Genomic DNA, 22635 nt, shown 5'->3' with positions numbered 1-22635 from the left:
ATTTGGTGATGATGGCGAAGAGGTCACACCCGTTCCCATGCCGAACACGGAAGTTAAGCTCTTCAGCGCCGATGGTAGTTGGGGGTTTCCCCCTGTGAGAGTAGGACGTTGCCAAGTAAGAAGAGGAAGAAAAGATCAGTAGAGATACTGGTCTTTTTTTGTATTAATAAAACTATAGCCAAGAGTCGAAGGTTATCCTGGAAATAACATTACACTTGTCCTTGCTATCTCAAAATACAAAAATCCTTAATGAAAAGGGAATATGTAAATGTAATATCTAAATGCTCTCTACAGAAGTAAAAAAATAAAATAAAAAAATTTTCAATAAAAGTGTTTGATGTTATACAATCGCGTATATATATAATAAAATATGTTTTATCTAATTGGGAGAAATGCATATGGAGTTGTGGGGAGATATTGATCAAGATACATATATTATGTTTTTTCGAATCTTTATTGCTGCAATCTTATGTGGAATTATAGGGTTAGAGCGTGAATTTAAGAGTCACCCTGCTGGTTTTAGAACTCATTTATTAGTAGGGATTGGTTCATGCTTAATGATGATTTTATCGCTTTACGGATTTGAAGATTATCTAAAAAATCATGATAATAGTCAGTTTGATCCAGCTAGAATTCCTTCCTATGTTATAAGCGGTATTGGATTTCTGGGTGGAGGAACCATATTAGTTAAAGGGGCTACAGTAAGAGGTCTAACTACTGCGGCTTCTATTTGGATTGTTGCAGGTTTAGGGTTGATTATTGGCTCTGGTATGTATATTTTAGCTGCGTTCACAACGATTATTGTTTTAATGTGTTTAATTTTCTTAAATAAACTTGAAGAATATATGAGTTCGAAAAAGACGCGCCGGAAAATGAAAGTCGTTGTTAATTCAAATCGAGCTACTGTAGATGAAATTATTAAAAAGTTAACATCGTATAAAATAAAAACAAATAAAGTTGTCATGACTTCTTGTAAAAAAGATAGAGATGGTACAGTTACCTTTTATTATCAATTTGATATAGATGTTGACGCTACCCAAAACGGAATTCTTGAAAAGGTCCTTATTGATATAAATGAAGTGGAAAAAATATATTAAAAAGGTTTTACAAACCTCAAATTTGGCAATATTTAAAATGAAACAGAAGAGTTGAAAAATTTTTCTGTTCGTTTTATAGTTAGATTATAGTCAAATATAGTCAAAGTCAGTGAGGGGGAGGTTGAGTGAGAAATATTTCAGACATTATTGAACAGTACTTAAAGAGTGTGCTGGACAGTAGTGGAAAAGAAATTGTTGAAATAAAGCGCAGTGAAATTGCAGATCGATTTCAATGTGTGCCTTCACAGATAAACTATGTTATTAATACAAGATTTACAATTGAAAGAGGTTACGTGGTTGAAAGTAAACGCGGTGGTGGTGGATATATCCGGATTATTAAAGTTCGTGCTGATAATCAAGCCCATCTGCTGGAACAGATTTTACGATTAATTAACCAAAGGCTATCACAGGCTGCTGCTGAAGATATTATCGGTAGATTAGTTACCGAAGAAGTTATTTCTTCTCGTGAAGCAAAACTTATGTTAAGTGTTATTGATCGTTCTGTTTTATATATTGAACTTCCCCACAGGGATGAATTAAGGGCAAGGATGGTAAAAGCCATGTTAACTTCATTGAAATATAAGTGAAAGTAGGGGAGACGGATGATTTGCCAGGAATGTAACGAAAGGCCGGCGACGTTTCACTTTACAAAAGTGATCAATGGTGAAAAAACAGAAGTTCATATTTGTGAACATTGTGCAAAAGAAAATAGTGATCTTTTTATGTTTAATACTAATACAGGTTTTTCACTGAATAATTTATTAACAGGCCTACTCAATATGGACCACGGTATTGCAAAGTCGGAAGAGCAAAATGTTTTTAAAACAGAAGAACTCCCACAATGTGATCGTTGTAAGATGACGTTTCACCAATTTAAAAAAGTAGGAAGGTTTGGCTGCTCTAACTGTTATTCTACATTTAAACATTATATCACTCCAATTCTTAAAAGGGTTCATGGTGGAAATACAGTTCATACCGGGAAAATACCTAAAAGAATTGGCGGTGATCTTCATGTTAGGAAAGAGATTGAACAATTAAAAAGTCAAATTCATACCTACATTGCTCAAGAAGAGTTTGAACAGGCTGCTAAAACCAGAGATCAAATTAGGTTACTTGAAAAGAAATTAAGCAGCTCCAATGAGGAGGGATCATAAGTATGTCACTCCAAAACTTTATGAATAAAGCAATGAGTGCCTGGATGAGTCAAGAAGGTCCTGATTCAGATATTGTGTTAAGCAGTCGTATTCGTTTAGCTCGAAATATTGAAAAGTATAAATTCCCTACACTTTCTACTAATGAAGAGTTACAAGATGTTCTAAATTTCTTTGAACACACATATGCAAATAAAACATTCCAAAATATTGGTCATTTGGAACTTCTAAAAATGAATGAGCTGCAACCAATTCAAAAGAGGGTGTTAGTAGAGAAGCATTTAATTAGTCCTAATCTTGCTGATCATTCCATTTATGGAGGTTGTTTACTTTCGGAAAATGAAGAAGTAAGTATTATGCTGAATGAAGAAGATCATATTCGAATTCAGTGTTTATTTCCGGGGTTACAGCTTGGAGAGGCATTGACTATGGCCAACCAATTAGATGACTGGATTGAAGAAGAAGTGAATTATGCGTTTGATGAACAAAGAGGTTATTTAACGAGTTGCCCTACAAATGTAGGTACAGGTCTAAGAGCCTCAGTCATGATGCATCTGCCTGCTCTTGTCCTAACGCAAAAAATTAATCGCATTATTCCAGCAATTAATCAATTAGGATTAGTTGTTAGAGGAATTTATGGTGAAGGTAGCGAAGCTATAGGGAATCTCTTTCAAATCTCAAATCAAATTACACTCGGTAAATCTGAAAAAGATATTGTAGAGGATTTAATAAGTGTTGTTCAACAATTGATTGACCAAGAGAGATCAACCCGTGAAGCCCTTTATCAATCCTCTCATACCCAACTTGAGGATCGGGTATATCGTTCTTTTGGAACCTTAGCATACAGCCGGATTATTGAATCAAATGAAACGGCAAAATGTTTGTCTGATGTTCGACTTGGAATTGATTTGGGTATTATTAAAGACATATCCAGAACAATCCTAAACGAACTTATGATTTTAACTCAACCAGGATTTTTACAGCAGTATTTTGGTGGACCATTACGTCCTAATGAAAGAGATATTCGACGGGCAGCACTCATTAGAGAGCGTCTAAATCTAGAAATGGATCGTAATAAACGGATGGAGGATGATGAATCATGATGTTTGGAAGATTTACAGAGCGCGCTCAAAAGGTATTAGCATTAGCACAAGAAGAAGCAGTTCGTTTAGGACATAATAATATTGGAACAGAGCATATTCTATTAGGTCTTGTAAGTGAAGGAGAAGGAATTGCTGCTAAAGCTTTGTTAGCATTAGGACTAGGGCCTGATAAAATTCAAAAAGAAGTAGAAGGCTTAATCGGAAGAGGTCAAGATGCATCACAAACAATCCACTATACACCAAGAGCAAAAAAGGTCATTGAGCTATCAATGGATGAAGCGAGAAAGCTGGGGCACTCATATGTTGGTACAGAACATATTCTTCTAGGTCTTATCCGTGAAGGAGAAGGAGTAGCAGCAAGAGTACTTAATAATTTAGGAGTAAGTTTAAATAAAGCGAGACAACAGGTTCTTCAATTACTAGGAAGTAATGAATCCTCAGCAAATCATCAAGGCGGAGGCATTACAAATGCCAATACACCAACTTTAGATAGTTTAGCCCGTGATTTAACAGCTATTGCTAGAGAAGGCAGCTTAGATCCGGTAATTGGAAGAAGCAAAGAAATACAACGTGTGATTGAAGTATTAAGTAGACGTACTAAGAATAACCCGGTATTAATTGGTGAGCCTGGAGTAGGTAAGACTGCCATCGCTGAAGGTTTAGCCCAACAGATTGTACAAAATGAAGTTCCTGAGATTTTAAGAGATAAACGAGTAATGACTTTAGATATGGGAACAGTTGTTGCCGGTACAAAATACCGAGGTGAGTTTGAAGATCGTCTTAAAAAGGTAATGGATGAAATCCGCCAAGCAGGAAACATTATCCTTTTTATTGATGAATTACACACATTAATTGGTGCCGGTGGTGCAGAGGGTGCAATAGATGCTTCGAATATCTTAAAACCTTCATTAGCAAGAGGTGAGTTGCAATGTATTGGTGCAACAACGCTTGATGAATATAGAAAATATATTGAAAAGGATGCAGCGTTAGAGCGTAGATTCCAACCGATACAAGTAGATGAACCGACTGTTGACGAAAGTGTTCAGATTTTAAAAGGATTACGTGACCGTTATGAGGCGCATCACAGAGTATCGATTACTGATGAGGCAATTGATGCAGCAGTAAAATTATCAGATCGCTACATTTCAGACCGTTTTCTACCAGATAAAGCAATTGATTTAATTGACGAAGCAGGATCAAAAGTACGCTTGCGTTCTTTTACTACACCTCCAAATCTAAAAGAATTGGAATTAAAACTTGAAGAAATTCGCAAGGAAAAAGATGCATCTGTTCAAAGCCAGGAATTTGAAAAAGCAGCATCTTTACGCGATACAGAACAACGTCTCCGTGAACAATTAGAGGAAACGAAGAAGACATGGAAAGAAAAGCAAGGCCAGGAAAATACTGAAGTAACGGTAGAAGATATCGCAATGGTTGTTTCTAGCTGGACTGGTGTTCCTGTCTCCAAATTAGCTCAAACAGAAACCGATAAACTTCTTAATATGGAAAGTTTACTGCATTCTAGAGTTGTTGGTCAGGAAGAAGCTGTTGTGGCTGTTGCAAAGGCGGTTCGACGTGCTCGTGCAGGATTAAAGGATCCGAAGCGTCCGATTGGTTCTTTCATTTTCCTAGGGCCTACAGGTGTCGGAAAAACCGAGCTTGCAAGAGCGTTAGCTGAATCTATCTTTGGTGATGAGGATGCTATGATCCGTATTGATATGTCAGAATATATGGAGAAACATTCTACTTCACGTTTAGTTGGTTCACCTCCAGGATATGTTGGGTATGATGAAGGTGGTCAATTAACAGAGAAAGTAAGAAGAAAACCTTATTCAGTTGTTCTTTTAGATGAAATTGAGAAGGCACATCCTGATGTATTTAACATCTTGCTTCAAGTGTTAGAAGATGGTCGATTAACTGATTCTAAAGGACGTACAGTAGACTTTAGAAATACGATCTTAATTATGACATCCAATGTTGGAGCAAGTGAGTTAAAACGAAATAAATATGTTGGATTTAATGTGCAGGATGAAACACAAAATTACAAAGATATGAAGGATAAAGTTATGAATGAATTAAAACGTGCATTCAGACCTGAATTCATTAACCGTATCGATGAAATTATCGTGTTCCATTCTTTAGAGAAGAAACATTTAAAAGAAATCGTTTCGTTAATGTCAGACCAATTAACCAAACGACTAAAAGAACAAGATTTATCACTGGAGCTAACAGAGTCTGCTAAAGAGAAAATTGCTGACGAAGGTATTGATTTAGAGTATGGAGCAAGACCATTACGTCGTTCTATTCAGAAAAATGTTGAAGACCGCCTTTCTGAGGAACTATTAAAAGGAACAATTAATAAAGGTCAGAAAATTATTTTAGACGTTGAAAATGGTGAATTTGTTGTCAAAACTGATGAGAAAGAAGAAGTAAAGGCAAATTAACATATGAAAAAAGTTGAGGCACACTTTCTGTTGTGTGCCTCACTTTCTTTTTAGTTGAAAATCAATTCCACTTACATATTCCAACACATGTTAAAATTTTAAAATGAACATTTATCCCCAAACGATTTGTTTGTATTTACAATCATAATTTGCTCGTCTACTTGCTAATCTAATAAGAGAGGAATATTTGAATGGCGAAATCAAAGGTGAAATTTATTTGTCAATCATGTGGTTATGAATCACCCAAATGGATGGGGAAATGTCCTGGCTGCGGTGAATGGAATAAGATGACAGAAGAAGTACTAAAGTCTGCATCACCTCGTAGGGCAGTGTTTGCTCATTCTAACCAAACTGTACAAAAACCCTCCCCCATAACAACAATCGAAACAACCCAAGAACCAAGAATATTTACAAATTTAAAAGAATTTAACCGTGTGTTAGGCAGTGGTATTGTAAAAGGATCTCTAGTGCTAATCGGTGGGGACCCTGGAATTGGAAAATCGACATTGTTATTACAAGTATCTTCCCAGTTGGCAGATAACGGGAATGATGTTTTATATATTTCTGGCGAGGAATCGGTAAAGCAAACAAAATTAAGAGCGGATCGTTTAGGAGTAAAGTCAAATAAATTATTAGTCTTATCAGAAACAGATCTAAGCTTTATTTCAAAAGCTATTGAAGATACGAATCCATCCTTTGTAGTAGTAGACTCTATACAAACTGTCTACCATAGCGAAATAAGTTCTGCACCAGGTAGTGTATCACAGGTAAGAGAATCAACTGCAGAATTGATGAGGATTGCCAAAACAAAAGGTATTGCGATTTTCATTGTGGGCCATGTTACAAAAGAGGGGTCAATAGCAGGGCCGAGATTACTTGAACATATGGTTGATACTGTTTTATATTTTGAGGGAGAAAGACATCACACATATAGAATTCTTCGCGCAGTGAAAAACCGCTTTGGGTCTACAAATGAAATGGGTATTTTTGAAATGAAGGAAGCTGGTTTAGAAGAAGTCCTAAATCCTTCTGAAATATTTCTTGAGGAGCGCTCAAAAGGTGCAGCAGGTTCAACCGTAGTTGCATCTATGGAAGGTACACGCTCTGTTTTAGTTGAAATACAGGCACTTATATCTCCAACGAGTTTTGGAAATCCACGAAGAATGGCCACAGGCATAGATCATAATCGGGTACCATTGTTAATGGCTGTTTTAGAAAAACGAGTAGGTCTTTTATTGCAAAATCAAGATGCTTACCTAAAAGTAGCCGGTGGTGTAAAACTAGATGAACCTGCTATTGATTTAGCTGTTGCTGTAAGTATTGCATCAAGCTTTAAAGATGCACCACCAAAACCGACAGACGTAATTATTGGTGAAGTAGGATTAACTGGTGAAGTTCGAAGAGTATCAAGAATTGAACAGAGAGTAATCGAGGCAGCTAAGCTCGGATTTAAGAGAGCAATTATTCCAGAAGCAAATATTGGAGGATGGAATCCACCGGAAGAAATTGAAATAATTGGGGTTAAAAATGTAGCAGAGGCTCTCCAAAAAACCTTAGGAGGATCGTAAATGACAGACATAGAGAGTAAGTCGGGTGAAAAGACATTAAACGAAATTCTACAGTTTGTTGCACCAGGGACACCTATAAGAGAAGGAATTGAAAATGTCCTTCGTGCAAAAACAGGTGGTTTAATTGTCGTTGGTCATAATGAAAAGGTAAAAAAGGTTATTGATGGCGGCTTTGCAATAGGATGTGCTTTTTCATCGGCTCATTTATATGAACTAGCAAAAATGGACGGAGCAATTATTTTAAGTGATTCGGGTAACAAAATTATGTATGCAAATGCACAACTGGTCCCCGACTCTTCAATTTATTCTTCGGAAACAGGAATGAGGCACAGAACCGCAGAACGTGTTGCGAAGCAGACTGGTAATTTAGTAATTGCGATCTCTCAAAGAAGGAATGTCATTACGTTGTACCATGGGGAGCTTAGATATGCACTGCGTGAAATAGGTGTCATTTTAACAAAGGCTAATCAGGCTATTCAAACATTGGAAAAATATAAAATAGTCCTTGACCAATCTATTTTAACATTAGGTGCTTTAGAGCTCGAAGAACTCGTTACCTTTAAAGAAGTCCTGCAAGTGCTTCACCGTTTTGAAATGGTCTTGAGAATTAAAGATGAAATTATTGACTATGTGAATGAGTTGGGAGCAGAGGGGCATTTGATTAGGTTGCAGTTAGCAGAACTTCTTACAGGTGTAGAAGAGGAAGCAGCACTGTTAATTAAAGATTATGCCCAAGACAAATCAGTTGATCCTTACCCTATTATCCAACAGCTTCAAGATCTATCCAGCTTTGAGCTTTTAGAAGATGCAGTTCTTTTCAAATTACTTGGTTATTCTTCTTTTACGAATGTAGATAGTCCTGTTATTTCAAGAGGTTATCGTATTTTAAATAAAATTCCGCGACTTCCCACAATAATTATTGAAAATTTAGTGACAACATATAAAAATTTGAAACTTATTATGGGCGCATCCGTAGAACAGTTAGATGAAGTGGAAGGGATAGGTGAGGTAAGGGCAAAGAAAATCAAAGAAGGTTTAAAAAGATTACAAGATCAGCTTCTCATTGATCGTCATATATAAGAAGATTTCATGAAACTTTTCATATTTTTGTTTTAATTACTGAAAAATAGGGTATATTAAAATTGTTTTTATTGTGTATATTTGGTTCAACATTACAAGCTTGTATCAATCTATTTACAAATTAAGATAATTTATATCACAAGCTCCAGAATTAGGATAAAGTAGTAATAACTCAGAGGGAGGTGAAGGTATGTTAATTAAACGCATAATCCAATTGCTTTTTCTAAGTATCGGTGGAATGCTGGGAATTCTTTTTATACCGGAACTACTTGAATTAATGAATATGCAGGACATACCTTTTATTAACACGCCTTATACATTAGCAGTAATAGGTGCAATTATATTTTTTATCGGAACGTTTTGGTTAGTTGATTATGTTGTAAACTGGATTAAAGTATTAGAAGAGGCTGTTGTTAAGGCACCTGTAACAGATGTATTGTTTGGTAGTTTAGGATTAATCTTTGGTCTTATAGTTGCTTTTCTTATTGTTATTCCTTTAAAAGATATCCAATACCAGGTATTTAACACCATCATTCCAATCTTTTTAACGCTATTATTAGGATATTTAGGGTTCCAGGTCGGTTTTAAGAAAAGAGACGAACTTATTAATTTATTCTCTGCTCCAAATCGTATTGGAAAGAAAAAAGGTGGGCCTGACGAAGAAGTAGAAAATGAGGATAAAAAGTTAAAAATTTTGGACACAAGTGTCATCATTGATGGAAGAATTGCTGATATTTGTCAAACAGGTTTTTTGGAAGGAACGATTGTTATTCCTCAATTTGTATTAGAGGAGCTTCAGCATATTGCCGATTCATCTGATGTATTAAAGAGAAATCGCGGTAGAAGAGGACTGGATATTCTGAATAGAATTCAAAAAGAACTTTCAATAAATGTAGAGATTTATGAAGGAGATTTTGAAGAAATTCAAGAGGTAGACAGTAAATTGGTTAAATTAGCTAAACTTACATCGGGTGTTGTCGTAACCAATGATTTTAATTTGAATAAAGTATGTGAACTTCAAAAAGTTGCAGTATTAAATATTAATGATTTAGCAAATGCTGTTAAGCCGGTTGTATTGCCTGGAGAGGAAATGAATGTTCAGGTTATCAAAGATGGTAAGGAACACAATCAGGGGATTGCTTATCTAGATGATGGCACGATGATCGTTGTTGAAGAAGGGCGTAATTATATCGGTAAACATATTGATGTATTAGTAACAAGTGTTCTTCAGACTTCAGCTGGAAGAATGATCTTTGCCAAGCCCAAGCTTTTAGAAAAAGCACTGTAATTGTATAAAAATGGGGTCAGGTTCCGGGCAAAAGGAACCTGGCCCTTTGTTATATATTTTATTATTCTATTAGAAAGTATAAAATGGAATGGGGACAGATAAAGATATTAGAGTTCCGAAAACCACAAATGTTCCAATAACGTAAAATTGAATTCGTTTAAGGAGTAACTTTATGAACTATCAAGTAATCATACCTGCTGCAGGACAAGGGAAGCGTATGAAAGCAGGAAAAAACAAACAATTTATCGAGTTGAATGAAACACCTATCATTATTCATACATTAAAAGTATTTGAAGAACATACCCAATGTTCAGGCATTATCTTGGTTATTAATGAAGCGGAAAAAGCTGATTTTCAATATCTTATTGAAAAGTATCGAATACAAAAGGTTCATCAATTTATCCAAGGTGGTACTGAGAGGCAGTATAGTGTTTATAATGGGTTAAAGGCAGTGAAAGATGATGAACTTGTACTTGTTCATGATGGTGCAAGACCATTTGTTACTCAAAAAAGAATTGAGAATTTAGTAGAAAAGGCAGTAGATACAGGAGCAGCCATTCTTGCTGTCCCTGTAAAGGACACCATTAAAAAAGTCGAAGAAGGAATTGTTTCTGAAACTGTTGAAAGATCAACTCTATGGTCTGTACAAACACCACAGGCCTTTCAAATAAAATTGCTTTTAGAGGCACATGATAAAGCTAGAAATGAAGGATATCTAGGTACAGATGATGCAAGTTTGTTAGAAAGAGTGGGACAACCTGTATCAATTGTTACAGGGGATTATACAAATATAAAAATCACAACACCAGAAGACCTCTATATTGCTGAGGCTATCTTAAAGAGAAATGAGGAGAAAAAATGATAAGAGTAGGACAAGGATTTGATGTACACCAATTAGTGGAAGGGCGTCCTTTAATTATCGGCGGCATTGAAATCCCTTATGAACAAGGACTATTAGGTCATTCAGATGCTGATGTTTTATTACATACAGTTGCAGATGCCTGTTTAGGTGCGATTGCAGAAGGAGATATAGGAAAACATTTTCCTGATACAGATCCGGCTTTTAAAGATGCTGATTCAGCTAAATTGTTGGCTCATGTTTGGGACCTGGTGAAAAGTCGAGGGTTTGAATTAGGAAATATTGATTGTACGATTATCGCACAAAAACCAAAGATGGCTCCATATATTGATCAAATGAGAACACGTATTGCGGAACTCTTGGAAGCAGATATTTCACAGGTAAATGTTAAAGCAACAACGACAGAGAAGTTGGGTTTCACTGGCAGACAAGAGGGAATTGCCTCACAAGCAACAGTGTTAATACAGAAGAGCCTGTAAACAGTCTAATTATTTTTGTGTCTTCTCATCTTTGGTGATAAAATGAATTCTGACCAAACTATGATGTGAACATAAAAGGTATTTTACATATAGGATTTATTGAGAAATAACGGAGGTAGAAAAAATGACAAATGAAGTTAGAGTACGTTATGCCCCAAGTCCAACGGGACATTTGCATATTGGTAATGCAAGAACAGCATTATTTAATTATTTATTTGCAAAAAATCAAGGCGGTAAGTTCATCATCCGAATTGAAGATACAGATAAGAAACGAAATATCGCTGGTGGAGAGGAAAGCCAGCTAAAGTATTTGAGATGGCTTGGAATTGATTGGGATGAAAGTGTTGATGTTGGTGGAGAGTACGGTCCATATCGCCAATCAGAAAGAAATGACCTTTATAAAAAATATTATGAAGAACTGCTAGAAAAAGGATTGGCTTATAAATGCTATTGCACGGAAGAAGAATTAGAAAAAGAGCGTGAAGAACAAATTTCACGTGGTGAAACGCCTATGTATTCCGGTAAGCATGCAAACTTAACAGTTGAAGAGCAAAAGGAATTGGAAGCAAAAGGCTTAAAGGCAAGTATACGTTTTAGAGTCCCGGCTAATAAGGAATACCGATTTTATGATATGGTCAAAGGGGACATTTCTTTTGAATCTGAAGGCATGGGTGATTTTGTTATTGTCAAGAAAGATGGAACACCAACTTATAACTTTGCTGTTGCTGTTGATGACCATCTTATGAAAATCTCCCATGTTCTTAGAGGAGAAGATCATATTTCAAATACTCCAAAGCAAATGATGATTTATGAAGCTTTTGGATGGGAAATCCCTGTTTTTGGCCATATGACATTAATTGTGAATGAAAGCCGTAAGAAGTTAAGTAAGCGTGATGAATCGATTATTCAGTTCATTGAGCAGTATGAAGAACTGGGCTACTTGCCAGATGCGTTATTTAATTTTATTTCTTTACTTGGATGGTCACCAGTAGGAGAAGAAGAAGTTTTTACAAAGGATCAGCTCATTGAAATATTTGATGCAAATCGTTTGTCAAAATCACCGGCTGTATTTGATACACAAAAACTAGCATGGATGAATAATCAATATATTAAACAACTTGAGGTAGAAAAACTTATTCCACTTGCATTACCGCATTTAGTGAAGGCAGGTAAAGTTCCTGAAGATATGAGCAGTGAAGAAAAAGAAAGAACAAACCAGTTAATTGCTTTGTATCAAGATCAACTAAACTACGGAGCAGAAATAGTTCAATTAACTGAACTATTCTTCAAAGAAGAGATTAGCTATGATGAAGAAGCTAAACAAGTTCTTGAAGGGGAACAAGTTCCTGAAGTGCTAAAAGCTTTTCAGCATGAAATTAAGCATGCAGATGATTTTACAGCTGAGACAATTAAAGGTTTAATTAAGGCAGTACAAAAAACATCAGGTCAGAAAGGCAAAAATTTGTTTATGCCAATTCGTGTTGCAACAACAGGGCAAACACATGGACCTGATTTGCCAAAATCTATCGCAGTATTAGGAAAAGATACTGTCTTAACAAGAATAAAAAATATTATTAGTTAACATTTAGATAAAAATGTAATATAGTAGGGTTAACTATATTTAAAGCGTTGATAAGGAGAGTAGAGTTTTATTTCCTTCTTAGAGAGAACCCTCAGAGGCTGGAAGGGGTTTAAGAGAAATAATTCTTGAAATGCACCTTTGAGTCTTTTACTAAACGTCTTTTAAAGTGACTAGTAAGTAAAAGCGTGTCGCTCTACGTTACAGAGCTAAAGTTGAGGCGAGAGGAAATATGTCTTTTGCCTAAACAGAGTGGAACCGCGCATCAAAGCGTCTCTGTCATTGTACAGAGGCGCTTTTTTATATTTTAAAAGGGCAAATCCGTTAAACAAGTTGGGGATTGGGGGTAAAACCAGTGTTAAAAATGATGAAGGAAGACGTTGATATTGTTTTCGAGCAAGATCCTGCAGCAAGAAGTTATTTTGAAGTTATCTTAACTTATTCAGGGCTACATGCCATTTGGAGTCATCGTATTGCACATGCATTGTATAAAAGGAAGCTCTTCTTCTTAGCGAGAGCTGTCTCTCAAATAAGTAGATTTTTTACAGGAGTAGAAATTCATCCTGCAGCAAGAATTGGACGTCGTTTCTTTATCGACCATGGAATGGGAGTTGTTATCGGAGAAACATGTGAAATAGGAGATAATGTTACTGTTTTTCAGGGAGTTACCTTAGGTGGAACCGGCAAGGAAAAGGGAAAGCGGCACCCAACCATTAAAGATCATGCCTTAATAGCCACGGGAGCAAAAGTGTTAGGGTCTATCACTGTCGGGGCATACTCTAAAATAGGAGCAGGTTCTGTTGTACTAAAAGATGTTCCTGATCATTCGACTGTTGTAGGTATACCTGGAAAAGTAGTGATTCAGAATGGAAGAAGAGTAGGTCAGGATTTAAACCATTGTGATCTTCCAGATCCAGTAGCAGACCGATTTAAAGAACTAGAAACGGAATTGGCTAATTTGAGATATGAAGTACAACAATTTAAGAAAGGAACGAGTGAACATGACAATAAAGTTGTACAATACGCTAACGAGACAAAAAGAAACATTTGAGCCCCTTGAAGCAGGGAAAGTGAAAATGTATGTTTGCGGTCCGACTGTCTATAACTATATTCATATAGGAAACGCTAGACCGGCGATTGTTTATGATACCGTTAGAAGATATTTAGAGTACCGAGGATATGAAGTAACATTTATTTCAAACTTTACAGATGTCGATGATAAATTAATAAAAGCAGCAAATGAGCTTGGAGAAGATGTGCCAACCATAGCAGACCGATTTATTGATGCTTATTACGAGGATGTTTCAGCACTTGGATGCAAACGCGCTACGATTCATCCACGTGTGACAGAAAACATTGATATTATTATTGACTTTATTCAAGCACTCATTGATAAAGGATATGCATACGAAGCGGGTGGAGATGTTTATTATAAAACTCGTGAATTCAAGGAGTATGGTAAGCTTTCTCATCAATCAATTGAGGAGTTGCGTCTTGGAAATCGAATTGAGGTTGGCGATAAAAAACAAGATGCATTGGATTTTGTACTCTGGAAAGCGGCGAAAGAAGGAGAAATTTCCTGGGAAAGTCCTTGGGGACATGGGAGACCTGGTTGGCATATTGAGTGCTCTGCTATGGCGAAGAAATATTTGGGCGATACTATAGACATTCATGCTGGCGGTCAAGACCTAACATTTCCACACCATGAGAACGAAATAGCTCAGTCAGAAGCAGTAACAGGAAAACTATTTTCAAAGTACTGGATGCATAACGGCTACATTAATATCAATAACGAAAAAATGTCTAAATCACTGGGTAACTTTGTATTAGTGCACGACATCATTAAGGAAATTGATCCACAGATTGTTCGATTCTTTATGCTATCTGTACACTACAGACACCCAATTAATTTTTCTCAGGAGTTACTTGAAAGCACAGAAAATGCTTTTGAAAGATTAACAACGTCTTATGGTAATCTTAAACATCGCAAAAATAGCAGCAATAATCTAACAGAGAATGACCAAGAGTGGCTTGATAAAATCAACTCTTATAAAGAACAATTTATTAAAGAAATGGATGATGATTTTAATACAGCAAATGCGATTTCTGTTTTATTCGATTTATCCAAACAAGCTAATTATTACATGCAGGAACTAAATACATCAGAAGAAGTTATCCAAGCTTTTCTTGATCAATTCGACATGCTCGGAAAAGTTTTAGGTGTAACATTTAGTTCAACTGACCTGCTGGATGAAGAAATTGAACTAATGATCGAACAGCGCATTCAAGCTAGAAAAGATCGCAATTTTGCATTAGCAGATGAAATACGCGATAAATTAAAAGATTTAAACATCATATTAGAGGACACTCCTCAAGGAACAAGATGGAAGCGTAATTGATTACACGATGAAATATTAGGGAATAAAGATATTAGCAAGGAAGTGGCAGAGGCATTGTTTTAACCAAGGCGCTTGCGCTTTAGTTAACAGATAAGAAAGTATAAAGTTTTGTACTTAGTGTAAGTGTCTAGCTCCAGCGCCTAGCCCCTCTAGGGTCTAGTCATTTTGGAATTGAAGGCAAAGAACGCCTTCTATTCCAAATCGCCTTATTTGCCCTTGGCTGGTCAAGGCGCTTGCGCTTTTCTTATACTCTGCTATTTTAAGAAAAGAGGACCAACATGTTTTTAGATGTTAAGACAATTAAAGACTCTAAGCATTTAAATAGCTTGGCTTTGGCGTATATTGGTGATGCTGTTTTTGAAATTTATGTGAGGCATTATCTCTTATCAAAAGGAACGATTCGCCCAAACCAGCTGCATAATCAAGCGAAAAGGTTTGTGTCGGCAAAGGCACAGGCTAGTGTTTTGCACCATTTCTATTCACAGGAAATTTTCTCTGAAGAGGAACAAGGTGTTTTAAGACGTGGAAGAAATGCAAAATCGGGGACAATTCCTAAAAATACTAATGTTCAAACATATCGATACAGTACTTCCTTTGAAGCACTAATCGGATACTTATATTTAGAAAAAAAACATGAACGTCTTGAGGAATTGATTCAGCAATCCTTTGAATTTGTTGATGGTGAAAAGGAGGGGTTATCATGAGTGAAGATTTCATTATAGGTCGAAACCCTGTTATTGAAGTGCTAAAATCCACACGGGATATTAATAAGATTTGGGTGGCTGAAAACTCATTAAAAGGACAGGCGCAGCAAATTACAAAGCTGGCGAAAGAAAGAGGAATCACGATTAATTTTGTTCCAAAAAAGAAAATTGATCAGATGGTAGAGGGAAATCATCAGGGGGTTATTGCACAAGTTGCCGCTTATGAATATGTTCATGTGGATGATATATTGAATGTTGCCGAACAGCGGGGAGAATTACCGTTTCTATTGCTCCTAGATGAAATAGAAGATCCTCATAACTTAGGGTCTATTATGAGAACCGCAGATGCTGTTGGTGCACATGGAATTGTCATTCCAAAGCGTAGAGCCGTCGGACTCACAGCAACAGTTGCGAAATCATCAACAGGGGCAATCGAACATATACCTGTAGCAAGAGTAACCAATATGGCAAGAACGATCGATGAGTTAAAGGAAAAGGGAGTATGGATTGTAGGGACAGATGCAAAAGGTGCAGATGATTATCGAAACCTTGATGGTAAGATGTCCTTAGCTCTTATAATTGGGAGTGAAGGTAAAGGGATTGGCCGGTTAATCAAGGAGAAATGTGACTTTCTTATCAAAATGCCGATGGTTGGCCATGTTACTTCACTGAATGCATCCGTTGCAGCCAGTCTTTTAATGTATGAGGTATACAGAAAGCGATTCCCTTTAGGGGAGTAGTGTAAAATGGATATCCTTTTAGTGGATGGATATAACATTATTGGTGCTTGGCCAGACTTACAAAAGCTTAAGAAAAATGGTTTGGCAGAAGCACGGGATCTTTTAATTGAAAAAATGGCTGAATACCAGGCATATACGGGATTTAGGGTGATTATCGTTTTTGATGCCCATATGGTAAAAGGAATTGAGAAAAAACAAAAAAATCACCGTGTAGAAGTGATTTTTACACGTGAAAATGAAACAGCGGATGAAAGAATTGAAAAGCTGGCTATTTCATTAAGCAATATAAAAACACAGGTTCATGTGGCAACTTCAGATTTCACTGAACAATGGGCTATATTCGGACAGGGAGCATTGAGGAAATCTGCTAGGGAACTTTTAAATGAAATGAATTCAATTGAAAATAGAATTCAACATAAAGTGAAAAAAATTGAGCAAAAGCGGCCTGCATCAAAAATCGCCATTCCGGAAGATGTAATGGAAAAACTGGAGAAGTGGCGTAGGGGTGATGAATAGGCGAAAATAAAATGATGAATTTTATTTTTGGGACACGCTAAACGCAGATGTATAAGTCTATTTTAGTATATAATGTTGCAAGTCAGTCTATTATGCCAGCTCCATGAAATGCTTGCACTTTCGAACTTGGTTGACGCTTACAAAATGAATACTGTATACTATTGTTATCTTGCGTGCGGTCGGGGGGATCGGCTTGAATTCACCAATCAACAAAGATAATGTCAGCAGGGAAGAATTAGATTTATTGGAAGATGAAAAATTGGTTGAACTTGTTCACGATGGGGACAGTGAGGCACTCGACTTCTTGATTACAAAGTACCGTAACTTTGTTCGGGCGAAGGCAAGATCATATTTTCTTATTGGTGCGGATCGTGAGGATATTATCCAGGAAGGAATGATTGGTTTATACAAAGCAATCCGGGACTTCAAGGAGGACAAGCTTACTTCATTTAAAGCATTTGCTGAGTTATGCATTACAAGGCAAATCATTACCGCAATTAAAACGGCAACTCGCCAAAAGCACATTCCACTAAATTCCTATGTTTCTTTGGACAAGCCTATATATGATGAAGAATCCGATCGGACACTTATGGATGTTATTACCGGTGCTAAGGTAATGGATCCTGAAGAACTCATTATTAACCAAGAAGAGTTTGATGACATTGAGGTGAAAATGGGAGAATTATTAAGTGATCTCGAGCGCAAAGTTTTGGCTCTGTACTTGGATGGCAGATCATATCATGAAATTTCTGAAGAATTGAATCGTCATGTGAAATCAATTGATAATGCGCTGCAACGAGTAAAAAGAAAGCTGGAGCGCTACTTAGAATTAAGAGAGATTAGTTTATAACTAGAAGATAGGTCGATTTTATCGTTTATTGACGAAAAAAATTTACTATGATACAGTTTTAAAGAATATAAAGTTGCGGTAGGTGACGACATGCGAAAAAAGATTATTATGGCATGCACATCTTGTGGAAGTCGAAATTATACTACAATGAAAAACACAACTAGTTCAAACGACCGATTAGACGTCAAAAAGTTTTGCAAAGTATGTAATTCGCATACAAACCACCGTGAAACAAAATAGCCCTTATTTTATTTCTTACACGAAGTTTCCCTATTATTCCTGGAGGTAGCTCAATGCAACGTTTAATTAGTTTTTTCCGAGATGTTACTCGTGAAATGAAAAAGGTTAGTTGGCCTAAAGGTAAAGAGCTAACAAAGTATACAATTACGGTTGTTTCAACTGTGACGTTTGTTGCAGTGTTCTTTGCGGTTATTGACCTAGGTATTTCTTCTTTAATTCGTTTGTTTTTTGAATAACAAATGGAAAATCGTGCTATAATAGAAAATATTAATCTTTGTCTGCAAAACCCGTTAAACGGGTTTTTTCATTGTATAAAAAAGTAATAACATTTGTTTAACTTTGACCAAGGCGCTAGCGCTTTTGGACTAAACAAGAGTGAAATAGATTATTTTAACCTATTGTGGGGAGGGAAGGACAAGTTGTCCTGATGCTATGGAAAAGAATTGGTATGTAGTGCACACTTATTCAGGCTATGAAAATAAGGTGAAAGCGAATCTTGAAAAGCGTGTAGAATCGATGGGTATGGAAGATAAAATTTTCCGTGTTGTTGTGCCTGAAGAGGAAGAAACAGATATTAAGGACGGTAAGAAAAAAGTTGTGAAGAAAAAGGTATTCCCTGGTTATGTGTTAGTTGAAATTGTTATGACTGACGACTCCTGGTATGTTGTTAGAAACACACCGGGTGTAACAGGATTTGTAGGTTCTGCCGGTCACGGATCAAAACCAACACCACTATTACCTGATGAAGTAAGTTTTATTTTAAAACGCATGGGTATGGATGAGCGTCGAGTGGAATTTGATTTTGAGTTAAAGGAAACAGTTAAAGTAACAGAAGGACCGTTTGCTAACTTTACAGGATCAATTGAAGAAATTGACCATGACAAGAATAAACTAAAAGTTCTTGTTAATATGTTTGGACGTGAAACACCGGTAGAATTAGATTTCGCGCAGGTTGATAAATTATAATCTGAAAAAACTTGAAATCATTTACGAAAAGTGGTAATATTTCATAGGTCAGTATGTCTCAAAGGTTTGGGATATAATTTTGATCAGAAATATTCATTTCTGTATGTATAAGGGTAGGTAAACTCAATGTGAGTTGCCCTAATTTTACCATTTAATTGAGATTGGATGGTTAGATGAGTGGGAGGGTTTTAACCCATTTACCACATCACGGACTTAAGGAGGTGTGTCTCGTGGCTAAAAAAGTAATTAAAATTGTAAAATTGCAAATTCCTGCAGCGAAAGCTAATCCAGCACCACCAGTTGGTCCTGCGTTAGGTCAAGCTGGTGTTAATATCATGGGATTCTGTAAAGAGTTTAACGCTCGTACAGCTGATCAAGCTGGTTTAATCATTCCAGTTGAAATCACGGTATTCGAGGACCGTTCATTTACATTTATTACGAAAACTCCACCTGCTGCTGTATTACTTAAGAAAGCAGCTGGAATTGAGTCTGGTTCTGGTGAGCCAAACCGTAATAAAGTAGCGACTGTTAAACGTGACAAAGTACGTGAAATCGCTGAAACAAAAATGCCTGATTTAAACGCAGCAAGCGTTGAATCAGCAATGCGTATGGTTGAAGGTACTGCACGTAGTATGGGTATCGTTATCGAAGACTAATAATGAATTAGTCTGGTATGTTTTAGGGGGTTGCGAGTTTGCTTAAAAACAAGTTCGCAACCTTTATTCGTGGGAGGTTATTCCGCTAAAACCACTAAGGAGGAAATAAAAATGGCTAAAAAAGGTAAAAAGTTTTTAGAAGCTGCTAAACTTGTAGACCGTGCTAAATTTTACCCGGTACAAGAAGCAGTTGAACTAGTGAAAAAGACTAGTGTAGCAAAATTTGATGCGACTGTAGAAGTTGCTTTTCGTTTAGGAGTAGACCCTAAGAAAGCTGACCAACAAATCCGTGGAGCAGTAGTACTTCCAAATGGTACTGGTAAAACTCAACGTGTGTTAGTTTTTGCTAAAGGTGAAAAAGCGAAAGAAGCTGAAGCGGCTGGTGCTGATTATGTAGGAGATGCTGATTACATCAACAAAATCCAACAAGGTTGGTTTGAATTTGACGTAATCGTAGCTACACCTGACATGATGGGTGAAGTTGGTAAATTAGGTCGTGTATTAGGACCAAAAGGTTTAATGCCAAACCCTAAAACTGGTACAGTTACATTTGATGTAACAAAAGCTGTTAACGAAATCAAAGCTGGTAAAGTTGAATACCGTCTTGATAAAGCTGGTATCATCCATGTACCTATCGGAAAAGTTTCTTTTGAAGATAGCAAACTTGTTGAGAACTTCACAACAGTTTATGAAACTTTACTAAAAGCTAAGCCATCTGCTGCTAAAGGTACTTACATGAAGAGCGTAAATGCTACTTCTACTATGGGACCTGGTGTGAAAGTAGATTCTTCAAGCTTCGCTGTAAAATAATAACTATTGACTTCGTAAAGAAGTTTATATATAATAATCAATGTTGTTTAAACGAATATCGCTATACCGTAGACAGTAGGTGCAATTAGCTTAAATATCCTACCGAGGTGTATTTACGAATAAAGCATGTTTTGCTTATTGTATATACAAAACCTCCATGTCTATCGTGGAGGTTTTTCAATGACCAACACCGAACGGTACTAGTGTTACATGAATCTACAGGAGGTGTAACAATGAGCGCAATTATCGAACAAAAGAAACAGATCGTAGATGAGATTTCTACTAAGTTCCGTGATAGTAAGTCTACAATCGTTGTAGATTACCGCGGACTAACTGTTAGTGAAGTAACTGAATTACGTAAGCAATTACGTGAAGCAGGAATTGACTTCAAAGTTTACAAAAACACAATGACTCGCCGTGCTGTTGAGCAAGCTGAGCTTTCTGGTCTTAACGATGTGTTAACTGGACCTAACGCAATTGCTTTCAGTAATGACGACGTTGTTGCTCCAGCAAAAATCATTAACGATTTTGCTAAAAAGCACGAAGCTCTTGAAATTAAAGCTGGTGTTATCGAAGGTAATGTTGCGTCTGTTGAAGAAGTGAAAGCTCTTGCTGAACTTCCATCACGCGAAGGCTTACTTTCTATGTTGCTTAGCGTTCTTCAAGCTCCTATTCGTAACTTTGCTCTTGCTACTAAAGCAGTTGCAGATCAAAAAGAAGAACAAGGTGCTTAATCTGAACGAAGTTGTATGTGCATGACAATAAAAACTACGAATTGAAAAATCAAGGAGGAAATTATAATGACTCAAGAACAAATCATTGAAGCAGTTAAAAATATGACTGTTTTAGAATTAAACGACTTAGTTAAAGCAATCGAAGAAGAGTTTGGTGTAACTGCTGCAGCTCCTGTAGCTGTTGCTGCTGCTGGTGGCGAAGCTGCTGCAGAACAAACTGAATTTGACGTAGTACTTGCAAGTGCTGGCGGACAAAAAATCAAAGTTATCAAAGTTGTACGTGAAGCTACTGGCTTAGGCTTAAAAGAAGCTAAAGAATTAGTAGACAACGCTCCAAAAGCTCTTAAAGAAGGCGTTTCTAAAGAAGAAGCTGAAGAATTAAAAGCTAAACTTGAAGAAGTTGGAGCTTCTGTAGAAGTTAAGTAATTATGATAAATAAAAAGCTCGCCGTCAGGCGGGCTTTTTATTTATTAAAAAATATATCTTCTGGTATATTTTAGCATTAGTATGTAAATCCTATACTTCTGAAAGAGGAGGAACGATCATGAGTGATCATTATTATTCAGAAAAGCCTACTGTACAAAGTGAGCGAAAGACTTGGTCTTTTTTATTAAAAGGCCACCTCTTTACATTTCAAAGTGATCGTGGGGTTTTTTCAAAAAATGAAGTGGATTTTGGTTCCCGTCTTTTAATAGAAGCATTTGACCTTCCCGAAATTGAAGGGGCTTTTTTGGATGTTGGATGCGGGTACGGACCGATCGGTCTCTCGATTGCGAAATATTTTAACAGACACGTAGATATGATAGATATTAATGAGCGTGCTGTAGAATTAGCTAAAGATAATGCGAAATTAAACAAGGTTGAGAATGTGGAAATCTTCCAAAGTAATCTGTTTGAAAACATTCAGGAAGATCAAGTATATGCAGCTATTCTGACAAATCCGCCTATACGAGCCGGGAAAAAGGTTGTTCATCAGATTTTTGAAAGAAGTTTTGATCATTTATCTGATGGTGGAGAGCTTTGGGTTGTAATCCAGAAGAAACAGGGAGCACCTTCTGCAATTGATAAATTAAATGAGATGTTTTCAGAAGTTGATGTTGTAGAGAAGAAAAAAGGCTATTATATCATTAAAGCTAAAAAATGTTGACTCCAAATTTCTGTTGTGTTAGTATTATAAAATGCCAATATATAATTTCCATAACTATCTATTTTTTGAGGAAAATGATGTATAAAAGGTAGCTTTTTGGAGATACTTATAAAATCAAAAGTACGTTTAAATTGTGGTTTTCTTACTAGAAACCCTTTTTATTTTTTGTTTTTTCCTTGCGTCTGTACTAGAATTTCCTATGTTTTTATTTCAGATATTTTATTG

25 protein-coding genes, 1 rRNA gene and 2 other annotated features are annotated in these 22635 nt (G+C 36.4%); all 26 genes read left to right on the top strand.

From position 1 onward, the window contains the following. Nucleotide 1 precedes the first annotated feature (1 nt). The 26 genes from rrf to LC095_RS22635 all read left to right on the top strand — a co-directional run bounded on the left by rrf (nucleotide 2) and on the right by LC095_RS22635 (nucleotide 22410). Nucleotides 2–117, top strand: a 5S ribosomal RNA gene (gene rrf / locus LC095_RS22760). A 281-nt stretch (nucleotides 118–398) separates the two neighbouring features. Then, nucleotides 399–1097, top strand: a complete 699-nt coding sequence (locus LC095_RS22755) for an MgtC/SapB family protein (RefSeq protein WP_226530320.1) — start codon at nucleotides 399–401, stop codon at nucleotides 1095–1097. Nucleotides 1098–1222: 125 nt separating this feature from the next. Next, entirely contained in the window at nucleotides 1223–1684 is a 462-nt protein-coding gene (locus LC095_RS22750) for a CtsR family transcriptional regulator (protein ID WP_216774896.1), read from the top strand. A 15-nt stretch (nucleotides 1685–1699) separates the two neighbouring features. After that, nucleotides 1700–2251, top strand: coding sequence for a UvrB/UvrC motif-containing protein (locus tag LC095_RS22745; RefSeq protein ID WP_226530319.1), 552 nt, complete (start codon nucleotides 1700–1702; stop codon nucleotides 2249–2251). 2 nt (nucleotides 2252–2253) lie between these two features. Continuing rightward, nucleotides 2254–3351, top strand: a complete 1098-nt coding sequence (locus LC095_RS22740) for a protein arginine kinase (RefSeq protein ID WP_226530318.1) — start codon at nucleotides 2254–2256, stop codon at nucleotides 3349–3351. Continuing rightward, the gene (gene clpC / locus LC095_RS22735; RefSeq protein ID WP_026561193.1) at nucleotides 3348–5795 is read left to right on the top strand and encodes an ATP-dependent protease ATP-binding subunit ClpC; all 2448 of its coding nucleotides are present in this window, start codon (nucleotides 3348–3350) and stop codon (nucleotides 5793–5795) included. The genes LC095_RS22740 and clpC overlap by 4 nt, the downstream gene beginning before the upstream one ends. A 191-nt stretch (nucleotides 5796–5986) precedes the next feature. Next, a complete protein-coding gene (gene radA, locus LC095_RS22730; RefSeq protein ID WP_226530317.1) occupies nucleotides 5987–7363 on the top strand; it encodes a DNA repair protein RadA in 1377 nt (458 codons plus the stop codon). Continuing rightward, the gene (gene disA / locus LC095_RS22725; protein ID WP_078433084.1) at nucleotides 7364–8443 is read left to right on the top strand and encodes a DNA integrity scanning diadenylate cyclase DisA; all 1080 of its coding nucleotides are present in this window, start codon (nucleotides 7364–7366) and stop codon (nucleotides 8441–8443) included. It abuts the gene before it with no gap. Between the two features lie 190 nt (nucleotides 8444–8633). After that, the gene (locus tag LC095_RS22720; protein ID WP_226530316.1) at nucleotides 8634–9731 is read left to right on the top strand and encodes a PIN/TRAM domain-containing protein; all 1098 of its coding nucleotides are present in this window, start codon (nucleotides 8634–8636) and stop codon (nucleotides 9729–9731) included. A 172-nt stretch (nucleotides 9732–9903) separates the two neighbouring features. Further along, on the top strand, nucleotides 9904–10593 hold the full coding sequence (gene ispD / locus LC095_RS22715) for a 2-C-methyl-D-erythritol 4-phosphate cytidylyltransferase (protein WP_226530315.1): 690 nt from the start codon (nucleotides 9904–9906) through the stop codon (nucleotides 10591–10593). Next, the gene (gene ispF / locus LC095_RS22710) at nucleotides 10590–11069 is read left to right on the top strand and encodes a 2-C-methyl-D-erythritol 2,4-cyclodiphosphate synthase (protein ID WP_226530314.1); all 480 of its coding nucleotides are present in this window, start codon (nucleotides 10590–10592) and stop codon (nucleotides 11067–11069) included. Before ispD ends, ispF begins: the two co-directional genes overlap by 4 nt. A 124-nt stretch (nucleotides 11070–11193) precedes the next feature. Next, nucleotides 11194–12651 (top strand): glutamate--tRNA ligase, encoded by a 1458-nt coding sequence (gltX, locus tag LC095_RS22705; protein WP_226530313.1) that lies wholly within the window; start codon nucleotides 11194–11196, stop codon nucleotides 12649–12651. A 38-nt stretch (nucleotides 12652–12689) separates the two neighbouring features. After that, nucleotides 12690–12929: a binding site (T-box leader), on the top strand. Between the two features lie 83 nt (nucleotides 12930–13012). Then, entirely contained in the window at nucleotides 13013–13699 is a 687-nt protein-coding gene (gene cysE / locus LC095_RS22700; protein WP_169908268.1) for a serine O-acetyltransferase, read from the top strand. Next, the gene (cysS, locus tag LC095_RS22695; protein WP_226530312.1) at nucleotides 13650–15047 is read left to right on the top strand and encodes a cysteine--tRNA ligase; all 1398 of its coding nucleotides are present in this window, start codon (nucleotides 13650–13652) and stop codon (nucleotides 15045–15047) included. Before cysE ends, cysS begins: the two co-directional genes overlap by 50 nt. Before the next feature lie 278 nt (nucleotides 15048–15325). After that, entirely contained in the window at nucleotides 15326–15751 is a 426-nt protein-coding gene (locus LC095_RS22690; RefSeq protein WP_078433090.1) for a Mini-ribonuclease 3, read from the top strand. Further along, nucleotides 15748–16491 (top strand): 23S rRNA (guanosine(2251)-2'-O)-methyltransferase RlmB, encoded by a 744-nt coding sequence (rlmB, locus tag LC095_RS22685; protein WP_226530311.1) that lies wholly within the window; start codon nucleotides 15748–15750, stop codon nucleotides 16489–16491. The genes LC095_RS22690 and rlmB overlap by 4 nt, the downstream gene beginning before the upstream one ends. A gap of 6 nt (nucleotides 16492–16497) precedes the next feature. Then, the gene (locus LC095_RS22680) at nucleotides 16498–17007 is read left to right on the top strand and encodes an NYN domain-containing protein (protein WP_226530310.1); all 510 of its coding nucleotides are present in this window, start codon (nucleotides 16498–16500) and stop codon (nucleotides 17005–17007) included. A gap of 193 nt (nucleotides 17008–17200) precedes the next feature. Then, nucleotides 17201–17857, top strand: a complete 657-nt coding sequence (sigH, locus tag LC095_RS22675) for an RNA polymerase sporulation sigma factor SigH (RefSeq protein ID WP_026561204.1) — start codon at nucleotides 17201–17203, stop codon at nucleotides 17855–17857. Nucleotides 17858–17947: 90 nt separating this feature from the next. Then, a complete protein-coding gene (gene rpmG / locus LC095_RS22670) occupies nucleotides 17948–18097 on the top strand; it encodes a 50S ribosomal protein L33 (RefSeq protein WP_078433093.1) in 150 nt (49 codons plus the stop codon). Between the two features lie 53 nt (nucleotides 18098–18150). Next, nucleotides 18151–18333, top strand: a complete 183-nt coding sequence (secE, locus tag LC095_RS22665; RefSeq protein ID WP_026561205.1) for a preprotein translocase subunit SecE — start codon at nucleotides 18151–18153, stop codon at nucleotides 18331–18333. 196 nt (nucleotides 18334–18529) lie between these two features. Beyond that, complete coding sequence (gene nusG / locus LC095_RS22660) at nucleotides 18530–19063, top strand: transcription termination/antitermination protein NusG (protein ID WP_226530309.1); 534 nt, start codon at nucleotides 18530–18532, stop codon at nucleotides 19061–19063. A gap of 230 nt (nucleotides 19064–19293) precedes the next feature. Beyond that, entirely contained in the window at nucleotides 19294–19719 is a 426-nt protein-coding gene (rplK, locus tag LC095_RS22655; RefSeq protein WP_026561207.1) for a 50S ribosomal protein L11, read from the top strand. A gap of 111 nt (nucleotides 19720–19830) precedes the next feature. Further along, a complete protein-coding gene (rplA, locus tag LC095_RS22650; protein WP_026561208.1) occupies nucleotides 19831–20529 on the top strand; it encodes a 50S ribosomal protein L1 in 699 nt (232 codons plus the stop codon). A gap of 48 nt (nucleotides 20530–20577) precedes the next feature. Continuing rightward, nucleotides 20578–20717 (top strand) — a sequence feature (ribosomal protein L10 leader region). A 45-nt stretch (nucleotides 20718–20762) separates the two neighbouring features. Next, nucleotides 20763–21263, top strand: a complete 501-nt coding sequence (gene rplJ / locus LC095_RS22645; RefSeq protein ID WP_226530308.1) for a 50S ribosomal protein L10 — start codon at nucleotides 20763–20765, stop codon at nucleotides 21261–21263. A 66-nt stretch (nucleotides 21264–21329) separates the two neighbouring features. After that, the gene (gene rplL, locus LC095_RS22640) at nucleotides 21330–21689 is read left to right on the top strand and encodes a 50S ribosomal protein L7/L12 (protein ID WP_078433096.1); all 360 of its coding nucleotides are present in this window, start codon (nucleotides 21330–21332) and stop codon (nucleotides 21687–21689) included. 118 nt (nucleotides 21690–21807) lie between these two features. After that, complete coding sequence (locus LC095_RS22635; protein WP_226530307.1) at nucleotides 21808–22410, top strand: class I SAM-dependent methyltransferase; 603 nt, start codon at nucleotides 21808–21810, stop codon at nucleotides 22408–22410. Nucleotides 22411–22635: the final 225 nt, after the last annotated feature.

This window comes from Metabacillus niabensis (assembly GCF_020524345.1).
GTDB lineage: Bacteria > Bacillota > Bacilli > Bacillales > Bacillaceae > Metabacillus > Metabacillus niabensis_B.
Note: the sequence above shows the minus strand (reverse complement) of the source record. Positions and strands in the feature narration are given on the sequence as shown.